Genomic DNA, 23,446 nt, shown 5'->3' with positions numbered 1-23,446 from the left:
CCGGCCACGGCGGTCTTGTTGCATAGACTAAATTCTCAGACAGCAGATGGAAGCATCTTCATGCAGGAGACTTTGCGCTGTCGGGCGGTGTCCATTGAGCAGTGACTTGTTCGGCTGGTTGCGCCTCGCGCCAATGGGCCAGCCGGTACAGCAATGGGAGCACCAGCAGTGTGAGCACTGTCGACGAGAGGATGCCGCCAATCACCACAGTGGCCAGCGGGCGCTGAACCTCGGCGCCAGTACCCGTGGCCAACGCCATTGGTACAAAGCCCAAAGAAGCCACGAGCGCAGTCATCAGAACGGGTCTCAGACGGGTTAGCGCGCCCTCATCGATCGCCTGGTCAAGGGGCATACCGTTATCCCTCAGTGACCGGATGAAAGAGATCATCACCAGACCGTTGAGCACGGCCACGCCCGACAGCGCGATGAAGCCGACCCCTGCCGATATCGACAGAGGTATGTCGCGCAGCCAGAGTGCGACGATGCCCCCAGTAAGTGCAAAAGGCACACCGGTGAAGACGAGCAGGCCGTCCTTGATGTTGCCAAACATCACGAACAGAAGCACGAAGACGAGCAGCAGGGCAACCGGCACCACGATTTGCAGCCGCTTGGCTGCAGACTGCAACTGCTCAAATGTGCCACCCCAGGTGGTCCAGTAGCCGGTTGGTATCTTGACCTGTGCGTCCAGCTTCGCTTGGGCTTCGGTGACAAACGAGCCGATGTCACGACCGCGCACGTTGGCTGTGACGACAACGCGCCGCTTGCCGTCTTCTCGGCTGATCTGATTGGGCCCAGGTGCAATGTCTAGCGTCGCAACATCCCCCAGCTGCACATAACCAGGAAGTCCTGCCGCACCGTCGGCAATGGGCAGGCGGATGGGAATGCGGCGGATGGCGTCAAGATTGCCACGTGCCTCGTCGGGCAGTCTCACGAGAATATCGAAGCGCCGGTCACCCTGAAATACCAAGCCAGCTTCGCGGCCACCCACGGCAATCGACAACGCCTCCTGGATATCGTTGACATTGAGGCCCAGACGCGAGGCCTTGTTGCGGTCAATGTTCAGCGTCAGCATCGGCAGGCCGGTTGTTTGCTCCACTTTCACGTCGGCGGCACCGGGAATGCTCTCCAACACCTCTGAAATTTCCGCCGCTGTGGCGTTCATCACGTCCATGTCATCGCCAAAAACCTTGACCGCGACGTCGCTGCGCACGCCGGAGATCAACTCATTGAAGCGCATCTGGATGGGCTGAGTGAACTCGTAGTTATTGCCGGGGATTTTCATCACGGCCACCTGCATGGCAGCGACCAGGTCCGCCTTGCTGCGAGTTGGATCGGGCCACTCCGAAATGGGCTTGAGCATCACGAAGTTGTCGGCCACGTTGGGGGGCATTGGATCGGTCGCAATCTCGGCTGTTCCAATCTTTGCAAAGATCTTGTCGACCTCAGGGAAGGTTTTGACGACCCGTTCAAGTTCGCTCTGCATCTCAATGGCCTGGGTCAGGCTGGTGCCCGGTATGCGCAGGGCATGCAGGGCCACATCTCCTTCGTTCAAGCTCGGGATGAACTCGCTGCCCATGCGGGTGGCGATGAGGCCACTGAGTGCCACCGACACGGCGGCGATGGTCAGCACGAGCGGCTTGTTCAACATCGCCCAGCCCAACATGGGTCGGTAGCCTCGTTTGGCCCAGACCATGAGTCTGTTTTCTTTCTCGTCGACCTTGTTGCCGATGAACAGCGCCACAGCAGCCGGAATGAAGGTGACTGAAAGAATCATCGCCCCCAGCAAGGCAGCCACGACGGTGTAGGCCATTGGGTGAAACATCTTTCCCTCGACGCCGGTGAGCGCAAAGATCGGGAGGTAAACAACCATGATGATCAATTGCCCAAACAGCAGCGGCCTGCGGGCCTCCTTCGATGCTTCGAAAACTTCGTGAAAGCGTTCGTTGCGTGTCAGGGGTCGACCCGCGATTCCTTGCGCATGCGCCAATCGACGCACGCAGTTCTCGACGATCACGACAGCACCATCGATGATGATGCCGAAATCAAGTGCTCCCAGGCTCATCAGGTTTGCGCTGACCTTGTTGGTCACCATGCCTGTGAACGTGAACAACATGGCCAGCGGGATGACCATGGCCGTGAGCAGAGCAGCGCGAATATTGCCCAAAAACAGGAACAGAATGGCAATGACCAGCAGCGCGCCTTCGATCAAGTTTTTCTTCACTGTGGCGATGGCTTTGTCCACCAGCACAGTGCGGTCGTAGACGGTTGTCGCCGTCACCCCAGCGGGTAGGCTTTTGTTGATCTCTGCCATACGCTTGTCAACAGCCTGCGAAACGATGCGGCTGTTCTCGCCCAGCAGCATGAACACTGTGCCGAGAACGACCTCACGGCCGTTCTCAGTTGCGGCCCCTGTGCGAAGCTCTTTTCCGATGAGCACTTTGGCGACATCAGCCACGCGCAGCGGCACTCCCTGGGGAGTTCCGATCACGATGTTCTCGATATCTGCGATGTTGCTGACCTGCCCGGGCGCACGAATCAGGTACTGCTCGCCGCTGCGTTCGATGTAGCCGGCGCCAACGCTGGCGTTGTTGCGCTCCAGCGCCTGCACCAAGTCGGCAAGCGAGAGGCCGTGCGCCATCAATTTGCTGGTGTCCGGGGCAACCTGGAACTCCTTGGCGTTACCTCCAATGGTGTTGATTTCCGTCACACCTGGTACGTTGCGCAATTGCGGCTTGATGATCCAGTCCTGGATCTCGCGAAGATCGGTGGCCGTGTAGGGCGTGCCGTCGGCCTTCAAGGCGCCAGGCTCGCTTTCCACTGTCCACATGTAGATCTCGCCGAGTCCCGATGAAATGGGTCCCATCGCAGGCGCAATGCCTGGCGGCAGCTTGTCTTTTGCCTCCTGAATGCGTTCGTTGACGAGCTGCCTTGCGAAATAGATGTCGGTGCCGTCCTTGAAGATCACGGTGACCTGCGACAGGCCGTAGCGCGAGATGGATCGGATTTGCTCCAAATCGGGAAGACCGGCCATCGCCGTCTCGACTGGAAAGGTAATGCGCTGCTCCGATTCCAGTGGTGAGTAGCCCGGTGCCGCGGTATTGACCTGCACCTGGACATTGGTGATGTCGGGAACTGCGTCAATGGGCAGTCGCTGGTAGTTGTAAGCCCCCAGGGCGGCCATTCCCAGCACCATCAGCATCACCAGCCACCGCTGATCGATGGCGAAGCGTATGATTTTTTCAAACATGAGAAATTCTTTCGTCAGGCTGCGGCATCGCCGCGTTCGCCGGTGCGGATGCGCACAAGGTCAACAAGCTCGGTCATGGCGACCATCCCGTCACCGGCATTGCCCGTGCGGGCTGCTCGGCAAATGACGTTCAGCATTTCCATGGCGTCGTCGTCAGCACAAAACATCACGAGCACCAACTTGTCGTGGGCGTCCGGGTTCCATTCGTCAGGCGTGAACTGGTGTTCTGCACCGTGGCCGCGAGCATGGCCACGGGCAGCATGCAGCGTGAAGCCTGGCAGGTTGGGCAGCGCATGCAGTGCCTGCTCCACTTGCTCAAGTCGATGTGGGCGAAAGATAGCGGTGATCTGTTTCATGTGATGCTCCCGACATCTGTCAATGGCTGTGGCTGGCACCGGCTTTGCCGATATCCGCCTTGACAAGAAAGCTGTTGCGTGAGGCGTAGCGTTCACCTGCCTCCAGGCCGCTCAATACTTCGACCATCTTTCCATCGCTGCGGCCCAGCGTCAGTGGACGGGCTTCGAACTGTTCGCCATAGCGGCCGAAAACAACCGTGGAATCTCGCAAGGACTGCACCGCATCGACGGCAATCGCCAGCGGTACCTCGACTTCCTCGGCCGTCAGTTCGACGTTGACGGGCAGACCTGGCCGCCACAAGCCTTTGGGATTGGGCAGGACCATGCGGGCGGTGGCCGCGCGCGTCTGCTCACCAACGAGATTGCCGACGTAAGAGACCTTGCCCACCGCCTCAGCCTCAAAAGACGTGGCCTTCACCGTGGCTTGCTGGCCCAACATCACCGCATTGAGGTCTTTGGCATAAACCGTCATTTCGACCCACACCGAACTGAGATCAGCCACGATGAAGATGTTGGTGTCTTCCCTCACCACCTCGCCAACCGAAATTTTCTTGTCGGTGATCACACCGTCGATGGGCGAGCGAACTTCATACCGCGTCAAACTGCCTGGAGTGGGTGTCGCTACAGCCACGGCGCCGAGCGCTGCGAGCTTCTGACGCGCAGACTGTTCGGCGATCTCAGCTTCGGCAAATACTTGACGAGCCTGCAGGTAGTCCTGCTCGGCCGATATCTTTTCGTCCCACAGCTTTTTCTCGCGTTCCAGCGTCGTGCGTGCCAGGCCCAGTCGCTTCTGTGCGGCCAGCAACTCACTGCGCTGATCAGCGAGACTTTGGCTGGACAGCACAGCAAGAACCTGGCCGCGTCGAACCCGATCGCCGGCATTGGCCGATACCGATTCGACAAGGCCCGTCAGTCGCGGCACCACATGCACGGTGCGGTCTTCGTTCAATCGCACTTCACCTTGCAACTGCAGCGCGGTCTTGATGCGCGCCGGCCCGACGGACCCAATCTCAACGCCGTTTGCCTTGAGTTGGGCCTCATTCATGGTCACACGCGCTTCTACTTGTTCGAACTTGAACTCATGCGTCTTGCCCGTCTCTTGTGCTTCGATGCGCACAGCAAAGGAGTGCGGCTCCTCGATCACCGCATTTCCCTTCAGATAATCGCCTTCCTTTGCGAACGTCACGACCTGCGGTTTGCGGCCCAGTCGCTCAACCGAGACGGTTGCTTGAACTTGTGCCGGGTCAGTGGGTTTACCGTCGCGATAGGTGTAGATCCGAAACTGTGGCTCTGTTCCACTCTCAAAGATGGTCAGCTCCAGCCCGAAATCGCCAGCGGTGAACAGCCGGCCACCGTTCGGACCTTTGGCAGGTTCCGCAGTCGTGGTTTCGTGGTGCTCCTCATCCGCATGATCTTTTTCGTCGGTGTGTCCATCTTTTTTGGCATCGCCGTGATGCTCTTTGTCATCGTGACCTTCGGCTTCTGCGTGAGCGCCGTGGGCGTCTTCGCCGCCTGTGGGCTGCGACTTGCCGCTACTCAATAGCGCAGCGCCCAAAGCCAATCCGATGGCGACTACGATCCCGACCAGCACCATCTGCTTGGTTTTGGGTTTCTTTTGGCTTGCTTCGTTGTTCATGATGATGGCTCCTAGCGCTGGGCGGGGGATGTGGGAACTGTTGAGGTTGGAGTCGCGTCGCTGTCGGTCGAGTCGCCTAGTTGGCGGTCGATGTCAATGGCGAGGCGCTGTGCTTCGCCACTGGCGCGCTGGTATTGAGCACGCGCCTGAAACAAGGTGCGTTGCGCGTCAAGTACATCAAGGAAGTCGAACTTGCCGAGCTCGAACCCTTTGGTTGCAGCGTCATAGGCCGCTTGGGCGCCAGGCAACACCGAGTCGCGGATCGTTTGGGCCTCGATGCGCGAAGCCTCCAGCCGTGCGTGTGCTTGCAGTACGGACGTGCGCAGTTGAAGTTCTGTCAACGCCAACTCGTCGCGAGCCTTCTCTTCGCGCTTCAGAGCCTCCAGGATGTTGCCCTGGTTGCGGTCGAAAACACCAAATGGCATGCTCAAACCCACCACGGCCAGATTTCGGCCAGACTGCGCATCTCGCTGAACACCCATGCTGACCGTGACGTCGGCCGTTGCCTTGCTGTTCTCAACACGCACGATGGCCTGCCGAAGCGCCACGTTGCTCTTCACGCGTTGCAAGCTCGGCGACGATGCCAAGCGCGACATGAGGCTCTCGACCGTGGGCAGAAAAGGGAGCTCTGTGTAAGTTGCGGTGCTCGGCTCTGCACGCTCGAATCTCGGGTACGCGCTGCCCCAAGTAGCGGCCAGCCGTTGACGCGCCTGCATCAATTCAGACTGCGCCTGCAAGGTATCCAAGCCCGCCGTGGCTTCGGCAATCTTGGCCTTGGTTTCCTCCACCGGTGAGACCTTGCCAGCTTGCACCCGTCTACTTGCGGCCTGACTGCCCCGCCTTGCGAGCTCTGTGGTTTCAGCAGCAAGCTTGATGCGTTCCTGCGCCAGCAACACGTCGCGGAAAGCCAGCACAACGGTGCTCCTGACCTCAGCGCGTCGCGCTGCGAGCTCGGCTGCGGCAATGTCGCGATTGCGCTCGGCGGCGTCGATACGGGCTCTGCGTTTTCCGCCCAGCTCTATCGCCTGGCTGATTTGAAAGGTGGTGGTGCGGGTGGCTTTCCGCTGATCCTCCAACTGCACTGACAACGCAGGGTTTGGCCGCGTGCCACCCTGGAGTACGGGGCCTTCTGCGGCTTCAAGTTCACGCTGTGCAACCGTCAGTTCGGCGTTTGATGACATGGCCAGAGCCAGAGCCTGCTGTAGGGTCAGCGGACCAGTGGTTTCAGCCGCGCTGGTCGCCGAGCGGACTGAAAGTGATTCCTGGGACCAAGCGGGCAAACAGGAGGCAAGACCGATCACGGCCAAGCCCATGGGAAAGATGGTTTTTAACGCGATCAAATGCGCTGAAGTTCTTTTTTTGACGTGTTGAGACATCGACATCTCCTTGATGTAGGTTCGCCCGCCGCAGCGTGCAAACAGGAAGGACAAGGATGGCGCGACTACGTTTGGCATGGCGCCAAACGCTTCAAACAGCAGTGCTTAGTGTGAAAACCCGCCGCGCCGAATCAGGCGAGGGGTGTCCATCGCGGCCGCTCGGGCCTTGCCTGATCGACCTCGGGCCCGCTGGTGACCAAGCCTAGTGCCGCAGCGTGCACTGCGTGGTTGCTTGGCATGAGGCGCGCTGGTGGCATAGCTGTGGCGCCATGGGAGTGACAGTGATGACATTCCCCGTTGGGCTCGCTCAGTTGATCAACAGCTTCTTCCAGTGCACCCACCCCGTTGGATGCAAGGTCTGTCCCGCATTCAAGTCCGTGGTGTTCCGTCTGTTGAGATGGCAGATCAGAACTGTGATGGTCATAGCTACTCGCCGCAGCCCAGTTGAGCTGGGATTGCAAAATAACCATCAGAAGAAGGAAAACGATACGCTTCACGGGGAGGATAGTAGCGCAACGAGCATTGTTCGGCGGCCGTACTGGATATTTACGGGCAATCCTTATTGCAGCAAGTGGCGTCCACGACGGTGCTGGTCTTTAGAAACAGGCCCTGATGGGCCGGCCCGGCACTGAAGGTGGCCAGCACCTGAGGGGCGAGCTGGCAATTCTCCAGCAAGTGGCGAGAGCGCAAAATGGAGCTCTCGCTCGGCAGGCGCAGACTGCCGGTCCACCAAGGCAGCTGGAAAAGGGGGCGCTCGCGCAACTTTTCTTTCATCGTTGGATCTCTCAGCCTCCAACACAGCTGAAGGCAGTGGGTGCGCCCAATCTTCCTGCCTGTGTTCATTCGCCAACAAACTCCTTGGCCCCAAGCGATTCGCTCCGCATCAACGTCACGCCGTTCTTGGCGCGACAGAAGCTACGGAGTCTGGTATTCAGCCAAGCCCAGCAATGTCATCTGGAAATGCTGGGACACGACGCTCACAGTCATGCGCCATCCGAAAAGACCGAACATGTGGCGGCCGGCAGCGCAGGTTCATGTTCGAACTGCCGGTACCGCCAAGTGACGACCAACTCGCGCGTGCAGGTGGTGAGAGGGACGTCTTTGATCGATGAACGCGCCCGCTGCGGATACAACAGATCCTGAGGAGATTGAAAGACGCCGGCATCGAGACCGATGTGTGGAATGTGGAAGGCCTGGACAGTCATGCCGATGGCGAGCGCATGGTGCAGATCGCACGGCGTACCGGGCGCGCTCAGGTCGGCTGTATCGTGCGTGGCCCCGGCGCCGATGAAGCGAAGGTACGCTGTTGACCCACCATCGCTTCGGGCGTGCCGGGCTTCATAGGTTTCGCGGTGGGCCGCACAAGTTTCTGGAATGCGATTTCCGGCTATCGCGATCAGACGCTGAAGAGCGCCGAAGCAGTGACGCCGATCGCCCAACGCCTTCGCGAGTGCGTTGAGGTGTTCGAGGCAGGTCGTCCGGCGCGCTCGCCGGGTTCGGTCGCGGCAGCATGGCCCGCGTGATCAGCCCCCAGACCGGCCAATTGGCCCCGATATCAACGCTGATCGATTTGGGGCAACTCGTAGCGGCTTACCGAACCCTGCCCGACACGACGATCGCAGCACAGCACTTGGCCTTTGACACCTTGGAGCACAGCGGCTCGGCGTTCGAGCGTTCGTTCAACGAATGGCAGGTGCTGGCGATCACCCAGGCGATCTGCCACCACCGCGCGGCCCGAGCCATGGCCGGGCCACTGTTCCTGGGCATCGACACGCATGCGCTGTCGGCACCTGGATGCGCCAGCACGCTCCAAGTGCTGGCGGCCAACGGCGTGGACGTGATGCTGGCAGCGGGCGACGAGACCACGCCGACGCCGGCGGTTTCGAACGCGATCCTCAGCCACAGATTCAGGTGCCCGCTGGTTGAGGTGCCCGTCAGCTTCAAATGGTTCGCCAACGGCCTGCACAGCGGCGCGCTCGGCTTCGCGGGTGAAGAAAGCGCAGGCGCTACGCTGCTGCGCCGCGACGGCCTGGACAATCGACGAGAACGACATCGTGGACGTGCTGCAAGGCATCGTGGGTACGGCGCAAGATATCGTCGATACTGTGATTCACTGAAGTGCTCATGATCAACACCACCGAACTCCGCGTCGTCCTGCCCTTGGTCCTCCCGGGTATCGCCGATACGCGCGACCGCTGTGTGGCGCGCCTCATCGCGTTGCTGGAGGGCCGGCCGGGCATCGTCCAGGTGCACATCGTCGGGTCCGAAGGACCTTCGCCCGAGCTGTGCATTCACTACGACCCGTCTACCCTCTCGCTCAGCCGTGTGCGCGAACTGGCGCAAGCCGCCGGCGCCGAGTTGAGCGCTGCCTTCGGCCACCTGGTGATCTCCACCAGCGCGGCCATGCAGCCGCGCGCCGCCAGCCGCATCGCCGAAAGCCTGCGCAAGGCACCGGGTGTGGTTGAAGCGGACGTGGCGGCGTCCGGGGCGGTTCGCATCGAATTCGACCGAGGAAAAACATCGGAGAAGTCGCTGCGCGACGCCGCCGCCAAGCTCGGCTTGGGCGCTGAGGGCCCATCTGCAGAAGCCGCCGAGCATGCGCCAGGTCAGGGTGAGCATGCCGGCCACGGCCATGCGTCAGGCGGCCCGTTCGGCGAACGCTCGGAGCTGATCTTCGCCATCCTCGCAGGTGTTCTACTGGCCAGCGGCTGGTTGATCGAGTGGCGCGAAGTCGGTCCCGGCTGGCTGCCCACCGCGCTGTATATCGCGGCCTACTTCTTCGGCGGCTGGTTCACCGCCAAGGAAGCCTTCGAGAACCTGCGTGAGCGACGCTTCGCGATCGACACCCTAACACTGGTGGCGGCCATCGGCGCTGCGGCATTGGGCAAATGGGCCGAGGGCGCGCTGTTGCTGTTTTTGTTTGGCATCGGCCATTCGCTGGAGCAGTACGCCATGGGCCGCGCTCGGCGGGCCATCGAGGCCTTGGCCGAGCTCGCGCCGGACACGGCCACCGTGCGCCGCGACGGCAGCACACAAAGTATTCCGGTCGGCGAACTTCAACTGGGCGATGTCGTCATCGTGCGGCCGAACGAAAGGTTGCCCGCAGACGGCGTGGTGGTGGTTGGTACCACCAGCGTCAACCAAGCGCCGGTCACCGGCGAGAGCGTGCCCGTGGACAAACGCGCTACCGACGATGCCAAGGCCGCACTCGCCGCGTTCGACAGGTTAGGCCCGGAGTTCCGCGTCTTCGCCGGTACCATCAACGGCGCTGGCGCCATCGAGGTGATGGTGGCGCGGCGTGCCGAACAGTCGACGATGGCGCGCGTGGTCAAGATGGTGACCGAGGCGCAGGCCCAGCGCTCGCCGACGCAGCAGTTCACCGAACGCTTTGAGCGCATCTTCGTACCGTCGGTGTTGGTGCTGGTGGCCGTTTTGCTGTTCGCTGGCTTCGTGATCGACGAGCCGTTTGCAGCCACCTTTTACCGCGCGATGGCGGTGCTGGTGGCCGCCAGCCCTTGCGCGCTGGCCATCTCGGTGCCCAGTGCGGTGCTCAGCGGCGTGGCGCGCGCTGCGCGCGGTGGTGTGCTGATCAAGGGCGGCGGTGCGCTGGAGAACCTGGGCTCGCTCACCAGCATCGCTTTCGACAAGACCGGCACGCTGACTGAAGGCAAGCCCAAGCTCACCGATGCCGTGGCTGCCCCCGGCGCAACCGAAGACGAACTGCTGGCGGTGGCGCTGGCGGTGGAGGAGCAGAGCGATCACCCACTGGCTTCCGCCGTTGTGGCCGGTGCGCGCGAGCGCCTGGCGGACCGGATCAAGCCTGCGACCGTAGCCGACGTGAAGAGCATCACCGGGCGCGGTGTGTCAGCGCAGGTCGACGGGCAAACGGTGCACATCGGCAAGCCCGTGCTGTTCTCCGAACTGCCGGATTCGGCGCTACCCGCGGCGGTCGATGAAGCCAACAAACAACTCGTGGCCAATGGCCGCACGACAATGGTGGTGCGGCAAGGCGCGCGCTTTCTCGGCGTGCTGGGCGTGATGGACACGCCGCGCCCGGTGGCGGGGCAGGTGATGGCGGAACTGCGCCAGCTCGGCATCGAGCGGCTGATCATGATCTCTGGCGATAACCAGCAGGTGGCCGAAGCGGTAGCCAAGACCGTGGGCCTGACCGAAGCGCAGGGCGACCTGATGCCCGAGCAGAAGGTCGATGCGATCAAGAAGCTGCGGCAAGAGCACGGCAAGGTGGCAATGGTTGGCGACGGCGTCAACGACGCACCGGCGATGGCCAACGCCACGGTCGGAATCGCGATGGGTGCTGCCGGCTCCGACGTAGCGCTGGAAACAGCCGACGTGGCGCTGATGGCCGACGACCTGGCGCAACTGCCATTCGCGGTGGGCCTGTCGCGCAGCAGCAGCCGTATCATCAAGCAGAACCTGTGGGTCAGCCTGGGCGTGGTGGTGATGCTGATCCCGGCCACCATCTTCGGCCTGGGCATCGCGACGGCGGTGCTGTTCCACGAGGGTTCGACGCTGATCGTGGTGGCGAATGCGTTGCGGCTGCTGGCCTACAAGGGCAAGACGCCTGCGCGCGCCAAAGTTGACGCCAAGGTGGCGGAGGCCGCACGATGAATTCGGCTGCGGTGTCGGCTCCGCAACCCGGCCCGAGGCTGGCGCTTCGGGGCTGGCCAAACTGATGCTGATGATGACGCGCGAGCGGGGGCCAGTTCTGCTTCCAAAGATTGTCGACTATGTTCCCTCGATCGGGCCTGACGTTGGGCTCAGCTCCCATAGATATGGTCGACTCTATCTTCCATTTGCATATCGTCGATGCGGCTCATTTGAGCAGTGACAGTCATGGCCGCAAGATTTGGCTCTCTATTCCAGTCAGCCGGTGCATGAAGCGGACGTACCGCATTCGTGCCAATAGAGTTTGAGCTGAAACACAAGATACGTAGCAACGCTTCCAATGGAGAACCTAGTGACAGCAACTGATGAGCCGGCAGGCGGATGTGTGGATACCTCGCGCGTGGCGCAGTCGGCCCATGCCGACAACGAAAACGACGACGGTGACCTGAGCGATATGCTGGGTGAACTTCGTGTGCTTCTTCCCAGCGCGCAGTTGCTTTCAGCGTTCCTCATCACGGTGCCTTTCAGCGCTGGTTTTTCGGCCGTCGTTGTCGCTGAGAAGGGTGTATTCCTAGCCACGTTTTTGCTCGCAATGGCCAGCGTCGTGATGCTCAGTGCGCCGGCGGTGCAGCACCGGCTGATCCGGCCGCTCATCGATCGCGCGCGCTTCAAGCGCCTGGCCACGAGACAGATCGTGGTCGGTTCAATCACCCTTTCTCTGGCGCTGGTGATGGTCACTCAACTGGTTCTCTCGGCGGTCTTCGGACATGCAATGGGCAACGTCGCTGCGGGCGCGATGGCGGCGCTAATCCTGTTGATGTGGTGGGTGTTGCCCAAGCTTCTCAAGTCGAGCGGCAAACTTTGAAGGTGATGCCATCATGAAAGCTCGTGCCCGGTCTGCACTTGCTGGCTCGCTCGTTCTGTTTGTCTGCGATCCGGTGTCGGGTACTGTCAAAAGCTTGCGCTTAACGCGCCGGCCGAGTCGCCGCGGTGTTGGCCGTCAGTTAGCCGTGCGTTCGACATCAAGACTGCCGACCTGATAAACTTCGAGTATGCGTCGGTTGATACTCGTCCTTCTGCTTGCAGTGTTGCCCCTCCAGTTCGCCTGGGGTGCGGCGGTGACTTATTGCCGACATGAGCAAGGGGCAGCCGTCGGTCATTTCGGTCATCACAGCCACAAACACCAAACAGAGGCGAAGGGCGAAACGCCGTCTGTCTCGGCGGACCAAAAGGTCAATCCCTTGGCAGATGACCCCGATTGTGTTGCGCATCACATGGGTTGCGTTCCACCGATAGGCAGGTCACCACCTCTGCTAACTGCGGAATTAACTGCAGATCTTGTTTTCCGAGACGCAATAGCCGAGGCGGCATCTCCGCCGGTCTCCATCGAGCGCCCGAAGTGGTCGCGCGCCGAATAATTCGGCGAGGAAAAGACATTTCTCCAGACGACCAGCGCTGACCACCGACGCCTCGCCGAATTCTTCCGTTTCGTTGTTTGTTGCAAACAGGAGAATTCGATGCGAAAAAAATCGCTGGCGTTCGCCAGCATATTGTTCTGTACTGTCGGAGCATGCTTGGCACAGATGCCGGCGGGCCCTGAAGGTCAGTCCTCGACAGCGCAGATGTTGCGACCGTTGACGATGATCGACGCGCTCGCCAAGGCCTTGACAGCCAACCCAATGTTGCAGGCGAAGATGGCGGAGCTTGCCGCTGCCGAAGGCCAGCGCACCGACGCGGCGGCATGGCTCTACAACAATCCCCAAGTGTCGGTCGACCAGCGCCGCCGGTCCGTGCCCCAGGGCGCCGGCACCGATCGCCAGAGCGAATGGGGCGCCGGGTTGTCCCAAACCTTCGAGGTAGCGGGCCAGCGCGGCTACAGGCGCGAGTCAGCCGAAGCCGCGCTGAGCGCGTTGCGCCTGGAGATTGCCGACGTGCGGCGCCAGGTTCGTGCCGAGGTGTCCGAGCGCTACGTGCGCGTGCTGGCGCTGCAGCAGCGCATCGAACTCGAACGGCAGGCGCTGGGGCTGTTCGAGGACACCGCGACGGCGGTGGAACGGCGTCGCGCGGCCGGTGAAGATACTCGGCTCGATGCCAATGTGGCACGGGTCGAAGCCGAGCGAGCACGTAATCAGCTGGCGTTGGTCCTGGAGCAATTGCTGGACGCTCGGACTGGACTCGCCGCCCAGCTCCAACTGTCACCAGAGAGACTGCCGCTGGCCAGCGGCGACCTCGCCGCCGAGCGGGACGGTTACTCGCTCGAAACCCTGCTGGCCGCTGCCCAGGCACAGCCGCGCTTGCGTGCCCTGGCAGAGCGTGAAAACAGTGCCGCTGCGCGGCTGAAGCTAGAACGTGCCAGTACCTATCCGGATGTGACAGTTGGCTTGAACGTGGGCCGCGAAGGCCCGGGCTTTGCCCGCGAAAGGTTGACGACCTTGTCGGTGTCGATACCGCTGCCCTTCTTTCGACGCAACGCCGCCGGCATTGGCAAGGCCAGCACCGAGCTGAGCCAGTCACAGATTGAAAAGCAAGCGGGCACCCGAGACGCACAGGCCAATGTGACCGCGCTTTGGGCCCGTCTGAACAGCCTAGAGGTTCGTGTCCGCAGGCTGCAGCAATCGGTGCTGCCTGCGTTGCAAGACAACCAGCAACTGTCGCTGAAATCGCAACGGGCTGGCCAGATCGGCCTACTCGAACTGATAGTCGTCAGCCGCCAGGGACTTGACGCGCGCCGCGACCTGATCGAAGCCCTCACTGACTACCAAAGTACCCGCATTGCCCTCGAACTCGCGGCCGGTTGGCCGCAGGAAGAAGCCCGTCCATGAACCACTCGACTCTCCTGATCACCACCTCCACTGTTGGTGTCCGTCTCGTGCTGACGGCGATTACAACCGCACTTGCGCTGGCTATGGCTGGGTGCGGCGAGGGCGACAAATCTGCTCTTGCCGCACCGCCCGCCACGGCACAAGGCGAACGCAAGGAAGAGCCTGGCTTGAAACTGTCCCCCGAAGACACACAGCGCGCCGGCATCAAGCTCGAGACTTTGGCCGCTCAGAACCTTGCCGATACGGTAACCTTTACAGCGACGATCCGGCCGAACGCGGACCGTGTCGCCCGCGTTGCTCCACGAGTGGAGGGCAGAATCGTACAGGTCAGCGCTAACCTGGGTGACAAGGTGAAGGCCGGTCAAGCGCTGGCGGTGCTGGACAGTCTTGCGCTCGGCGAGGCGCACTCCACGCTGCAACGCGCCCAGGCAGCGCACCGCGTGGCGCAGTCTGAGTTCAAGCGCGCCGAGTCGCTCAGTGCCGACGAGATCATTCCGCAACGCGAGTTTCTGCGCGCCAAAGCCGGGTTCGAGTCGGCCACCGCCGACCTGCATGCTGCCGAAGACAAACTGCGCCTGCTCGGCGGCACCGCGTCCTCCGCGCGCGGCGGGCGGGAATCGTCCACGTTTGCGCTGACGGCGCCGTTGGCCGGAACGGTAGTGCAGAAAGACGCCACCGTCGGTGAGCTGGGATCGCCCGCCGCGGCGCTGTTCTCTGTTGCTGACCTGTCCATAGTGTGGATCGAGGCCAACCTCACAGAGGACAAGCTCGCCAGCGTGAAGACGGGCGCGGCGGCCACGGTCACCGTGACGGCCTATCCTGGGGAGCGCTTCGCCGGCCGCGTCACCTATGTTGCCAGCATGCTTGACAAGGACAGCCGTACCACGCCTGCGCGTATCGAAGTGTCGAACCAAGACGGCCGACTCAAGCCCGAAATGTTCGCCAGCGCCACCATCGAGACCGGAGGCACGCGGCCGCCGGCGCTGTCGGTGCCCAGCGGTTCGATCGTGCTGATGCAAGGGCAGCCGACAGTGTTCGTCGTCGGCAAAAACGGGTACGACGAACGTGCCATCGTGCCCGGCGAAAAGCTGTCTGGCAGAACAGTCGTCAGTTCCGGGCTGATGGCTGGCGATCAGGTCGTCGTCGAGGGCGCCTACGCGCTCAAGGCGCGCCTGCTCAAGTCGCAGATTGGCGATGCGAACTGACATCGAGAGAGAACAACCACCATGCTCAATGCCATTGTCGATGCCTCGCTGCGCTACAAGGTCCTGGTGCTCGTCGCTTTCGCGGTGATCATCGGTCTGGGCGTCCAGGCCTTCCGCCAGGTACCCGTGGACGCGTTCCCGGACGTGACACCGATCCAGGTCAGCATTTATACCGAGTCGCCCGGCCTGGCCGCAGAGGACGTCGAAAAACTGCTCACGACACCCATTGAGGCTGCAATGGCCGGGTTGCCGGGCGTGGAAGAAGTGCGTTCCGTTTCGCTTTTCGGGCTGTCTTACGTCGGCGTCTATTTCAAAGACGATGTCGATATCTATTTCGCGCGTCGCCTGGTCGGCGAAAAGCTACAAGACGCCAAGGGACGCCTGCCTGAAGGCTATGGAGAACCGGTGCTCGGCCCCAATAGCTCGGGCTTGGGCCAAGTGTTTTGGTACACGGTCGAATCAGCCGATAGCAAGCTCGACGCGATGGACCTGCGCACGCTGCACGACTGGACGGTGCGGCTGATCTTGCGCACCTCGCCGGGTGTCGATGATGTGATTTCTTGGGGCGGCTTCCAGAAGCAATACCAGGTGCAGATCGATCCGCGCCAGCTCATCAAGTATGGCCTCTCTTTCAAGCAGGTGATGGAGACGCTGACTGCCAACAATAAGCAGGTCGGCGGGCAATCCATCAACCTGGGCTCAGAGCAGTACCTGGTGCGCGGCCTTGGGCTGGTGAGCAATACAGCCGACATCGCCGGCATCGTGTTGGCCGAACGTAACGGCGCGCCGATCTACGTGCGCGATGTCGCGCAAGTCAAGGAGGCACCGGCGCCGCGCTTCGGCGCCGTCACGCGCGACGGCAAGGAGGCCGTGCTGGGAATTGCGCTAGCGCGGGTCAACGAAAACGCGCAGGCCGTGGTCGATGCGGTGAAGGCGAAGATGGTGACGGCGCAGGCGGCGCTGCCCAAGGACGTGTCGCTGTCACCCATCTATGACCGCGCTGAACTCGTGCAGAAGGCACTGCAGACAGCCAAAAGCTCGCTGATCGAAGGAGCGGTGCTGGTGGCCATCATCTTGTTCCTCTTCCTGGGGGAATTTCGCTCGGCCATCGTGGTCATCGTGACGCTACCGCTGGCAATGCTGATTGCTTTCATCTTGATGCAGCAGTTCGGTGTATCTGCCAATCTGATGTCGTTGGCGGGCCTGGCCATCGGCACCGGCATGATGGTTGACGGTGCGGTGGTATTGGTGGAAAACGCCTTCCGTCTGCTGGCGCATGCCCGCGAATCGGGACGCCCTATCAACCGCACTCACATGATCCTGGAGGCGGCGCGCGAGGTGATCAACCCGATCGCCTTTGCGATCTTGATCATCATCGTTGTGTTCCTGCCGCTGTTCTCGCTGACCGGGCTTGAGGGAAAGCTTTTCAAGCCTATGGCGCTGACCATCACCTTCGCGATGGCGGGCTCGCTGGTGCTGTCGATCACGCTGGTGCCAGTGCTCGCGGCATTGATCCTGCGGCCCAAGGAGGAGAAGGACACCTTCGTCGTGCGCTGGGCCAAACGGGCCTACCTGCCTCTGCTGGACTGGGCGCTGGAGCGCAAGAAGCTCGTCATCGGCTCGGCGCTGCTGCTGCTGGCCGGCTCGCTGGCGCTGTTTCCGTTCCTCGGCAAGGAGTTCATGCCGACACTGCAGGAAGGCACGATTCAGTTCCGTGTCACCAACATCCCCTCGGCCTCGCTCGACGAGTCGATCCGTGTCTCCAACGTGGTCAGCGACGAACTGCACAAGAAGTTCCCGCAGGTCACTTCCGTGCTGGCCACCATTGGCCGTGCTGAAGGCGGCGAGACGACCGACGTGAACTACATGGAGATCAACCTCGCGACCAAGCCGCAATCGGAATGGCCGAAGAAGATGGCCTATGCCGAACTGGCGTCTGAGATGCAGCAAGCGCTTGAAGTGGTGGTGCCGACTGCCGTTTTCGGCTCCACACAGCCGATCCAGTCGCGGGTGGAAGAGTTGATCTCCGGCGTGCGCGCCACGCTGGCCTTGAAGCTCTACGGTGAAGATCTGGAAACGCTGGATCGGCTGACCGCGCAGATGAAGGGCGTGCTCGCTGGCGTACCCGGCGTCGCTGACCTGTCGGCCGAGGCCAACAAGGGCAAGCCCCAACTGGTGATCAAGGTCAACCGCGAGGCCGCCTCGCGCTACGGCATCAACGCCGACGAGATCCTCGAAGTGGTGCAGGCCGGTATCGGCGGCAGCACCGTGTCGACGCTGATCGAAGGCACCAAGCGCTTCGACATCTCAGTGCGGCTGTCCGACGAATTCCGGCTTGACCCGGCGACCATAGGCGCGATTCCGATCCGCAGCGCCGAGGGCGCTCTGGTGCCCTTCTCACAGGTGGCCACGATCACGCTTGACGAAGGATATTCGTTCGTGCGCCGCGAGTCCTTGCAACGGTATTCGGTGCTGCAGATGGACGTGAAGGGTCGCGACGTGGACGGATTCGTCAAGGATGCCGATGCCGCGCTGAAGGCGCAAGTGCAACTGCCGGCGGGTTACTACGTCCAGTGGGGAGGTGCGTTCGAGAACCAGCAGCGTGCGATGGCGCGGCTGGCGGTGATCGTGCCGTTGACCATCGGCCTGATCTTCATGCTGCTGTACACCGCGTTCAACTCGGTACGCCACGCCACCATCATCATCGCCAACGTGCCGTTCGCTGTCATCGGCGGCATCGTTGGGCTGTTTGTCAGCGGGCAGTACCTGTCGGTGCCGTCGGCGATCGGCTTCATCGCAGTGTTTGGCGTGGCAATGCTGAACGGCATCGTGATGGTGGAATTTCTCAACGACCAGCGGCGCCAGGGTCTGTCACCGCGCGAGGCGGTGCGAAGGGGCGCTGCGCTGCGGTTGCGGCCGGTGCTGATGACGGCGTCGGTGGCCATCCTCGGCCTCATCCCGATGCTGCTGTCCACCGGCGTGGGCGCTGAGACGCAGCGCCCGCTCGCCACGGTGGTGGTCGGCGGCCTCTTCACCTCCACGGCACTCACGTTGCTGCTACTACCGTTGATCTACGAATGGTCCGAACTGCGCGCTGAACGTCGCAAGCAGCAGCCTGACCCAGCCACTGTCATTGAAGGAGTCAAGCCATGAAGGAGATAAAGGCCTACGTGCACAGCAACCGGGTGGCCGGCGTCATTGCCGCCCTGAAAAGTTCCAGCGCCTGGGACACGCCGTCCCGTTCGGAGCACAACCTGAGCGTCTATGTGGTGAAGGGTTCTCTGGCGCCGCTGAGCGACAGCGAGAGGCACTATTCGATCGATCTGGGGGACGAGGTCATCAATGAATACAAGCTCGAACTGCATTGCGCCGACGAACACGTGGACGAATTGGTGGCCGTGATACGGCGCGAGGCGCATACCGGGCAGGTCGGCGCTGGATGGATTTACGTGATCCCGATCGAGCAGGCTGTGCGGGCGGATTGATCGCGCTGACACAACAGACATCAGATGTTCTGCCAAGTGGCACAGCGTTTGATGTTATCGACGCCGTGGTCATGGAGGCGTGATCGTTGAAGCTAATCTGACCTGTTGGCGGCTGTGGCCCAAACCGCGCCGCCGGACTGCGGAAACCTCTGAGCCAAAGTACACACGGCGCTAGCCAGTGGCTGCGCTTGGGGGAAAGTGACTGCGTGCAAAGCGGTCAATCGACCAAGCTGCTGATTCGCAGCTTGAACAGGGCAAACCGGCCTAGTAAGGGCCTCGACTGAATGGAGATCGACATGAGTATCTGGGAAAGACTTGCGCGCGGCATGATGGGTGGGCACAGCAATGACGGACATGGCAGTCGCCGTGGGTACGACAGCGACTTCGGCCAGCACGGGCGCTCGCGCGCGCCATATCCGGCACCCACTGCGCTAGGCCCGGCTGCGAATGCCCTGGCCTGCCTGAAGTGCGGTAGCCACAATGTGCCAGACGCGCGCTTCTGCTCGTCGTGCGGCAACCCGATGGTGCCGAGCAACTGCAGTTCGTGCAACTCGGTGATGGCAGCGGACGCGCGTTTCTGTCCGCAGTGCGGCAAGCCGAGAAGCTGAGGGTGACATGAGCACTGGTTCCGAACACGCCCTGCCAACCACCGGCAACGAACGCGCGCTGCGCGTCGCGCTCGTGCTGACTGGCGGCTTTATGCTTGCCGAGGTGATCGGCGGCTTCATGCTAAATAGCCTGGCGCTGCTGTCCGATGCGGCGCACATGTTCACCGACGTGGCAGCCCTGGCCATCGCGCTGGCTGCGATCAGGCTGGCCCGCCGCGCAGCAGACAACAGGCGCACCTTCGGCTACCACCGCTTCGAGATTTTGGCGGCGGCCTTCAATGCGCTGCTGCTGTTCGGCGTTGCGGCGTACATCCTGTTTGAGGCCTGGCAGCGCTGGAGTAACCCGCCTGCGGTGCAGACCACTGGCGTGCTCGTCATCGCGGTGCTCGGCCTTATCGTCAACCTTGTGAGCATGCGCCTGCTGAATGCGGGCAAGGACGCCAGCCTCAACGTCAAGGGCGCCTACCTCGAAGTCTGGAGCGACCTGTTGGGCTCGGTCGGCGTGATCGTTGGTGCGCTGGTCATCCGCTTCACTGGGTGGAACTGGGTCGACACCGTTATTGCCGTTGCCATCGGGCTCTGGGTGCTGCCGCGGACATGGATCCTGCTGCGCGAGACAGTCAACATCCTTCTCGAAGGTGTGCCCGACGGCGTTGACCTGGCGGCAGTGCGCCAGGCTTTGCTGGGCCTGCGCGGAGTGCTGGCCCTGCACGATCTTCATATCTGGGCGGTGACCAGCGGCAAGACCAGTCTCAGCGTGCACATCGTGCATGGCGCCCCTGGTGTCGATGCGGCGGAGCTGCTGGTCGCGGTGCGGGCATTGCTGATGTCGCAATTTGGAATCGCGCACATCACCGTGCAGTTGGAGAACGCGCCCTGCAACCAAGCCGGCGCCGACGGCGGCGAGCGGGTCGAGACCGAGCACTGGCAGGCGCAGGCCTGATGGCGTCCACCCGTTGGCCCGTGTCAGCCATTCGAGCGGCCCGGCCGCTGCGGCGACCGTCGGTCAGCATCAACATGCTTGCGCTGGCCGCCAGCATGTTCTTTGCAATCGCCTGCAACGGGCCTTTCCTGCGCGGTACCCTGGAGGGTCGCACCTGGGACGCGTGGGCGACCTGGACCTTTGCTGCTGCGATGGTGGTGCTCCTGGGTGCGTTGCACATGCTGTTGCTGTGTCTCGTGTTGAACCGCTGGACCGTGCGGCCGGTGCTGAGCGTGCTTGTGCTGACCACTGCATTCGCCACGTACTACATGCAGCGGTTTGGCGTCTACCTAGACCCGAGCATGCTGCGCAACGTGCTGCGCACGGACCCGGCCGAGGCGCGTGAACTGTTCGGCTGGAGCATGCTGCCTCACTTGCTGTTCTATGCCGTTTTGCCGCTGGCGCTCGTGTGGTGCGTGCGGCTGACAACGCGCCCGCCGCTGCGCGCCTTGCTCTGGCGGTTGGCCGCCATCGCCACCAGCGCGCTGCTGATCCTGGGCTCGCTGCTGCTCGTGTTTCAGGACTTCTCGGCAATGATGCGCAACCAGAAGGAGCTGCGCTACTTGATCACGCCGGCCAACTACCTGTATTCGGCCGCCCGCGTCCTGTCGGCTGACACCCGCACGGCAGCGCGTGCGCGGGCGCCGGTCGGTATCGATGCCCGACAGGCGCCTTCCTGGCAGCAGCGTAGTAAACCGGCGCTGTTCGTCATCGTCGTCGGCGAAACCGCGCGGGCGTCGAACTGGGGGCTCAACGGCTACGCGCGCCAGACGACGCCACAGCTGGAGCAGCTGGACGTGCTGAACTTCAGCGACGTCAGCGCCTGCGGCACCAATACCGAGACCTCGCTGCCGTGCATGTTCTCGGCCGTCGGCCGGCGCAATTACGACGAGGACCGCATCCGCTCCAGCGAGTCACTGCTGCATGTGCTGGCGCGGGCGGGATTTGCCGTGCTCTGGCGCGACAACCAATCGGGCTGCAAGGGTGTGTGCGAAGGTCTGCCGCAGCAGCCCATCGACCCGGCCCTGCTGCCCGACCTCTGCACCGACGGTCGCTGTCTCGACGAGACACTACTGCGTGGGCTTGACAGTGTGGCTCGCGACACGAAGGGCAACCTTGTGATCGTGCTGCACATGCTCGGCAACCACGGCCCCAGCTACTACAAGCGCTACCCTGACGCATTCAGGCGCTTTGCGCCCACCTGTGACACCGGCGAACTGCGCCAGTGCGACCGTCAGGCCGTCGTGAACGCTTACGACAACGCCTTGCGCTACACCGACCACGTTCTGGCCGCCACCGTCGCCTTTCTGAAGGCGCAGGAGCCGCGTTTCGACACCGCGATGCTCTACGTCTCCGATCACGGCGAGTCGCTTGGCGAGAAGGGGCTCTACCTGCACGGACTGCCGTATGTTATCGCTCCCGATGAGCAGACCCGCGTGCCGATGGTGTGGTGGTTATCGCCCGGTTTTACCAGCAGCTTTGGGCTGAGCCGTGAGTGTTTGGCCGATCAGGCGGCAAAGCCCTGGGGACATGACAACCTATTCCATTCGACGCTTGGTCTCTTGCAGGTGCAGACCAGCGTCTATGAGCGTTCACTCGATATCTCGGCGGCTTGCCGGCGCTGATGGTCGCTGCCGCGTAACTCTCACAGGGCAATTCGGTTATACCGATAAAGTTACCGTAAAGGCGCGACGCCTCGCCTGATCCCGCTTACTGGCCCTAGTAGACTGTAACGTTTAAAAGGGAAGTATCATTGCAACCATTCCACCGGAGGTTGCGATGAAACTCACAAAGAGCGAACGCATGGAACTTCAACAGCAAGTAGCCGCGAGAAATGGCCGAGCCGATACGGCGCGGCACGCGCGGTTGATCTTGCCGTTGGCCGCCGGGCTGTAAGCGCGCGGCCATCCCACCTTGAAGGGATCGGTCTAAGCGGCAACGATGGTGTCCACCAAGCGAATAGGTGGACACCATGAATGAATCCAAGAAGAAGACCCGCCGGCGGTACGGCGTAGAGCTCAAGCAGCAGATCCTCTTTGAGTGCGCTGAACCTGGCGCTTCGGTGGCAGGCATTGCTCTGTCACACGGCATCAACGCCAATGTCGTTCACAAGTGGCGCCGCGAAGCGGGTGGCGCGCTGCCTGCACTCCAAGCCCCCGCGTTCGTTCCGGTGCCGCTGCCGCCGGCATGTGCACCTGCACGAGACATCCGCATCGAGCTGCGCCGCGGCGCTACCAGCGTCTCGGTGACCTGGCCCCTGGCGGCAGCCGAGCAGTGCGGCGTGTGGATACGAGAGCTGCTCAAGTGATCCGGGTTGATGCGCTGTGGCTTGCCACCGAGCCGCTGGACATGCGAGCAGGCACCGAGACGGCGCTGGCCCGCGTGGTGTCGGTCTTCGGCGCAGCGCGCCCGCACCACGCCTACCTGTTCGCCAATCGACGAGCCAACCGCATGAAGGTGCTGGTGCACGATGGCATCGGGGTCTGGTTGGCCGCTCGGCGCCTGAACAGAGGCAAGTTCGTCTGGCCGCGTGATGTGGCAAGCACCGCCTCGCTCACCCGCGCGCAGTTCGATGCGCTGGTGCTGGGCCTGCCCTGGCAGCGCCTTGGCGACGGTGGTGTCATTACCGTGGTCTGACTCTGAAGCGCAGACCGATGCTTGCCAATTGGGGCATGCGCCAATGGTGCGCACATTCCAGTGCTGGCAAAGTGAATGCCCATGGTGGTCGAGCCTCAATCCCTGCAGAGCCTGAGCGCAGAAGAGCTGCGTGAGCTGACCACGCGCCTCATGACGCAGCTGCGCCACCAGAGCGCGCTGCTGGACAAACTCACGCACGAGAACGCGCTTCTGAAGCGTATGAAGTTCACAGCTCAAAGCGAGAGGTTTGGCGAGCGCTTCAACCCCGAGCAGAAGAGCCTGCTTGAAGACGAGATCGAGGCTGACTTGGCGGCCGTGGCCACAGAGATCGATGCGCTGCAGGAAGCGCAGACACCGGCCAAGCTGGAAGAGAAGAGAAACCCCAAGCGCGCGCCGCTGCCAGCCAACCTTCCGCGGCGCGAGATCCGCCACGAGCCCGACTCGACCACCTGTGCCTGCGGTTGCC

Annotated in this window: 18 protein-coding genes; 14 read left to right on the top strand and 4 right to left on the bottom strand. The window is 62.2% G+C overall.

What is annotated here, in order from left to right; translation table 11 throughout:
* Positions 1–58: 58 nt before the first annotated feature.
* From Q1W68_RS13825 to Q1W68_RS13810, 4 genes are read right to left on the bottom strand one after another with little or no spacing between them, the layout of a single operon-like run.
* Positions 59–3,247, bottom strand: coding sequence for a CusA/CzcA family heavy metal efflux RND transporter (locus tag Q1W68_RS13825; RefSeq protein ID WP_300658466.1), 3,189 nt, complete (start codon positions 3,245–3,247; stop codon positions 59–61).
* 14 nt (positions 3,248–3,261) lie between these two features.
* Positions 3,262–3,603, bottom strand: a complete 342-nt coding sequence (locus Q1W68_RS13820) for a P-II family nitrogen regulator (protein ID WP_300649371.1) — start codon at positions 3,601–3,603, stop codon at positions 3,262–3,264.
* Between the two features lie 19 nt (positions 3,604–3,622).
* Positions 3,623–5,239 (bottom strand): efflux RND transporter periplasmic adaptor subunit, encoded by a 1,617-nt coding sequence (locus tag Q1W68_RS13815; protein WP_300716956.1) that lies wholly within the window; start codon positions 5,237–5,239, stop codon positions 3,623–3,625.
* Positions 5,240–5,250: 11 nt separating this feature from the next.
* Positions 5,251–6,615: a TolC family protein gene (locus Q1W68_RS13810; RefSeq protein ID WP_300649375.1), complete on the bottom strand. Its 1,365-nt coding sequence runs from the start codon at positions 6,613–6,615 to the stop codon at positions 5,251–5,253.
* 1,148 nt (positions 6,616–7,763) lie between these two features.
* Between Q1W68_RS13810 and Q1W68_RS13805 the strand changes: the two genes are divergently transcribed.
* From Q1W68_RS13805 to Q1W68_RS13745, 14 genes are all read left to right on the top strand, one after another.
* Positions 7,764–7,925 (top strand): hypothetical protein, encoded by a 162-nt coding sequence (locus Q1W68_RS13805; protein ID WP_300658789.1) that lies wholly within the window; start codon positions 7,764–7,766, stop codon positions 7,923–7,925.
* A 200-nt stretch (positions 7,926–8,125) separates the two neighbouring features.
* Complete coding sequence (locus Q1W68_RS13800; protein ID WP_300649377.1) at positions 8,126–8,743, top strand: hypothetical protein; 618 nt, start codon at positions 8,126–8,128, stop codon at positions 8,741–8,743.
* Positions 8,740–11,244: a heavy metal translocating P-type ATPase gene (locus Q1W68_RS13795; protein WP_300658787.1), complete on the top strand. Its 2,505-nt coding sequence runs from the start codon at positions 8,740–8,742 to the stop codon at positions 11,242–11,244. The genes Q1W68_RS13800 and Q1W68_RS13795 overlap by 4 nt, the downstream gene beginning before the upstream one ends.
* 349 nt (positions 11,245–11,593) lie before the next feature.
* A complete protein-coding gene (locus tag Q1W68_RS13790; RefSeq protein WP_300716955.1) occupies positions 11,594–12,106 on the top strand; it encodes a DUF6328 family protein in 513 nt (170 codons plus the stop codon).
* Between the two features lie 652 nt (positions 12,107–12,758).
* Positions 12,759–14,063 (top strand): TolC family protein, encoded by a 1,305-nt coding sequence (locus tag Q1W68_RS13785; protein ID WP_300649381.1) that lies wholly within the window; start codon positions 12,759–12,761, stop codon positions 14,061–14,063.
* Positions 14,060–15,268, top strand: coding sequence for an efflux RND transporter periplasmic adaptor subunit (locus tag Q1W68_RS13780; RefSeq protein WP_300649382.1), 1,209 nt, complete (start codon positions 14,060–14,062; stop codon positions 15,266–15,268). The genes Q1W68_RS13785 and Q1W68_RS13780 overlap by 4 nt, the downstream gene beginning before the upstream one ends.
* Positions 15,269–15,289: 21 nt before the next feature.
* Positions 15,290–18,421, top strand: coding sequence for a CusA/CzcA family heavy metal efflux RND transporter (locus Q1W68_RS13775; protein ID WP_300649383.1), 3,132 nt, complete (start codon positions 15,290–15,292; stop codon positions 18,419–18,421).
* Positions 18,418–18,753, top strand: coding sequence for a P-II family nitrogen regulator (locus Q1W68_RS13770; RefSeq protein ID WP_300649384.1), 336 nt, complete (start codon positions 18,418–18,420; stop codon positions 18,751–18,753). The genes Q1W68_RS13775 and Q1W68_RS13770 overlap by 4 nt, the downstream gene beginning before the upstream one ends.
* Positions 18,754–19,037: 284 nt before the next feature.
* The gene (locus Q1W68_RS18415; protein ID WP_366146707.1) at positions 19,038–19,361 is read left to right on the top strand and encodes a zinc-ribbon domain-containing protein; all 324 of its coding nucleotides are present in this window, start codon (positions 19,038–19,040) and stop codon (positions 19,359–19,361) included.
* A gap of 7 nt (positions 19,362–19,368) precedes the next feature.
* Positions 19,369–20,304, top strand: a complete 936-nt coding sequence (locus tag Q1W68_RS13765) for a cation diffusion facilitator family transporter (RefSeq protein WP_300649386.1) — start codon at positions 19,369–19,371, stop codon at positions 20,302–20,304.
* On the top strand, positions 20,304–21,968 hold the full coding sequence (locus Q1W68_RS13760; RefSeq protein WP_300649388.1) for a phosphoethanolamine--lipid A transferase: 1,665 nt from the start codon (positions 20,304–20,306) through the stop codon (positions 21,966–21,968). The genes Q1W68_RS13765 and Q1W68_RS13760 overlap by 1 nt, the downstream gene beginning before the upstream one ends.
* A 347-nt stretch (positions 21,969–22,315) precedes the next feature.
* Positions 22,316–22,651, top strand: coding sequence for a transposase (locus Q1W68_RS13755; RefSeq protein WP_300658937.1), 336 nt, complete (start codon positions 22,316–22,318; stop codon positions 22,649–22,651).
* Entirely contained in the window at positions 22,618–22,980 is a 363-nt protein-coding gene (gene tnpB / locus Q1W68_RS13750; RefSeq protein ID WP_300716954.1) for an IS66 family insertion sequence element accessory protein TnpB, read from the top strand. Before Q1W68_RS13755 ends, tnpB begins: the two co-directional genes overlap by 34 nt.
* An 81-nt stretch (positions 22,981–23,061) precedes the next feature.
* Positions 23,062–23,446, top strand: a 385-nt coding sequence (locus tag Q1W68_RS13745; protein WP_300649392.1) for a transposase, incomplete at its 3' end; no start/stop codon positions are given.

This window comes from Hydrogenophaga sp. (assembly GCF_030158645.1).
Classification (GTDB): Bacteria; Pseudomonadota; Gammaproteobacteria; order Burkholderiales; family Burkholderiaceae_C; genus Hydrogenophaga.
Note: the sequence above shows the minus strand (reverse complement) of the source record. Positions and strands in the feature narration are given on the sequence as shown.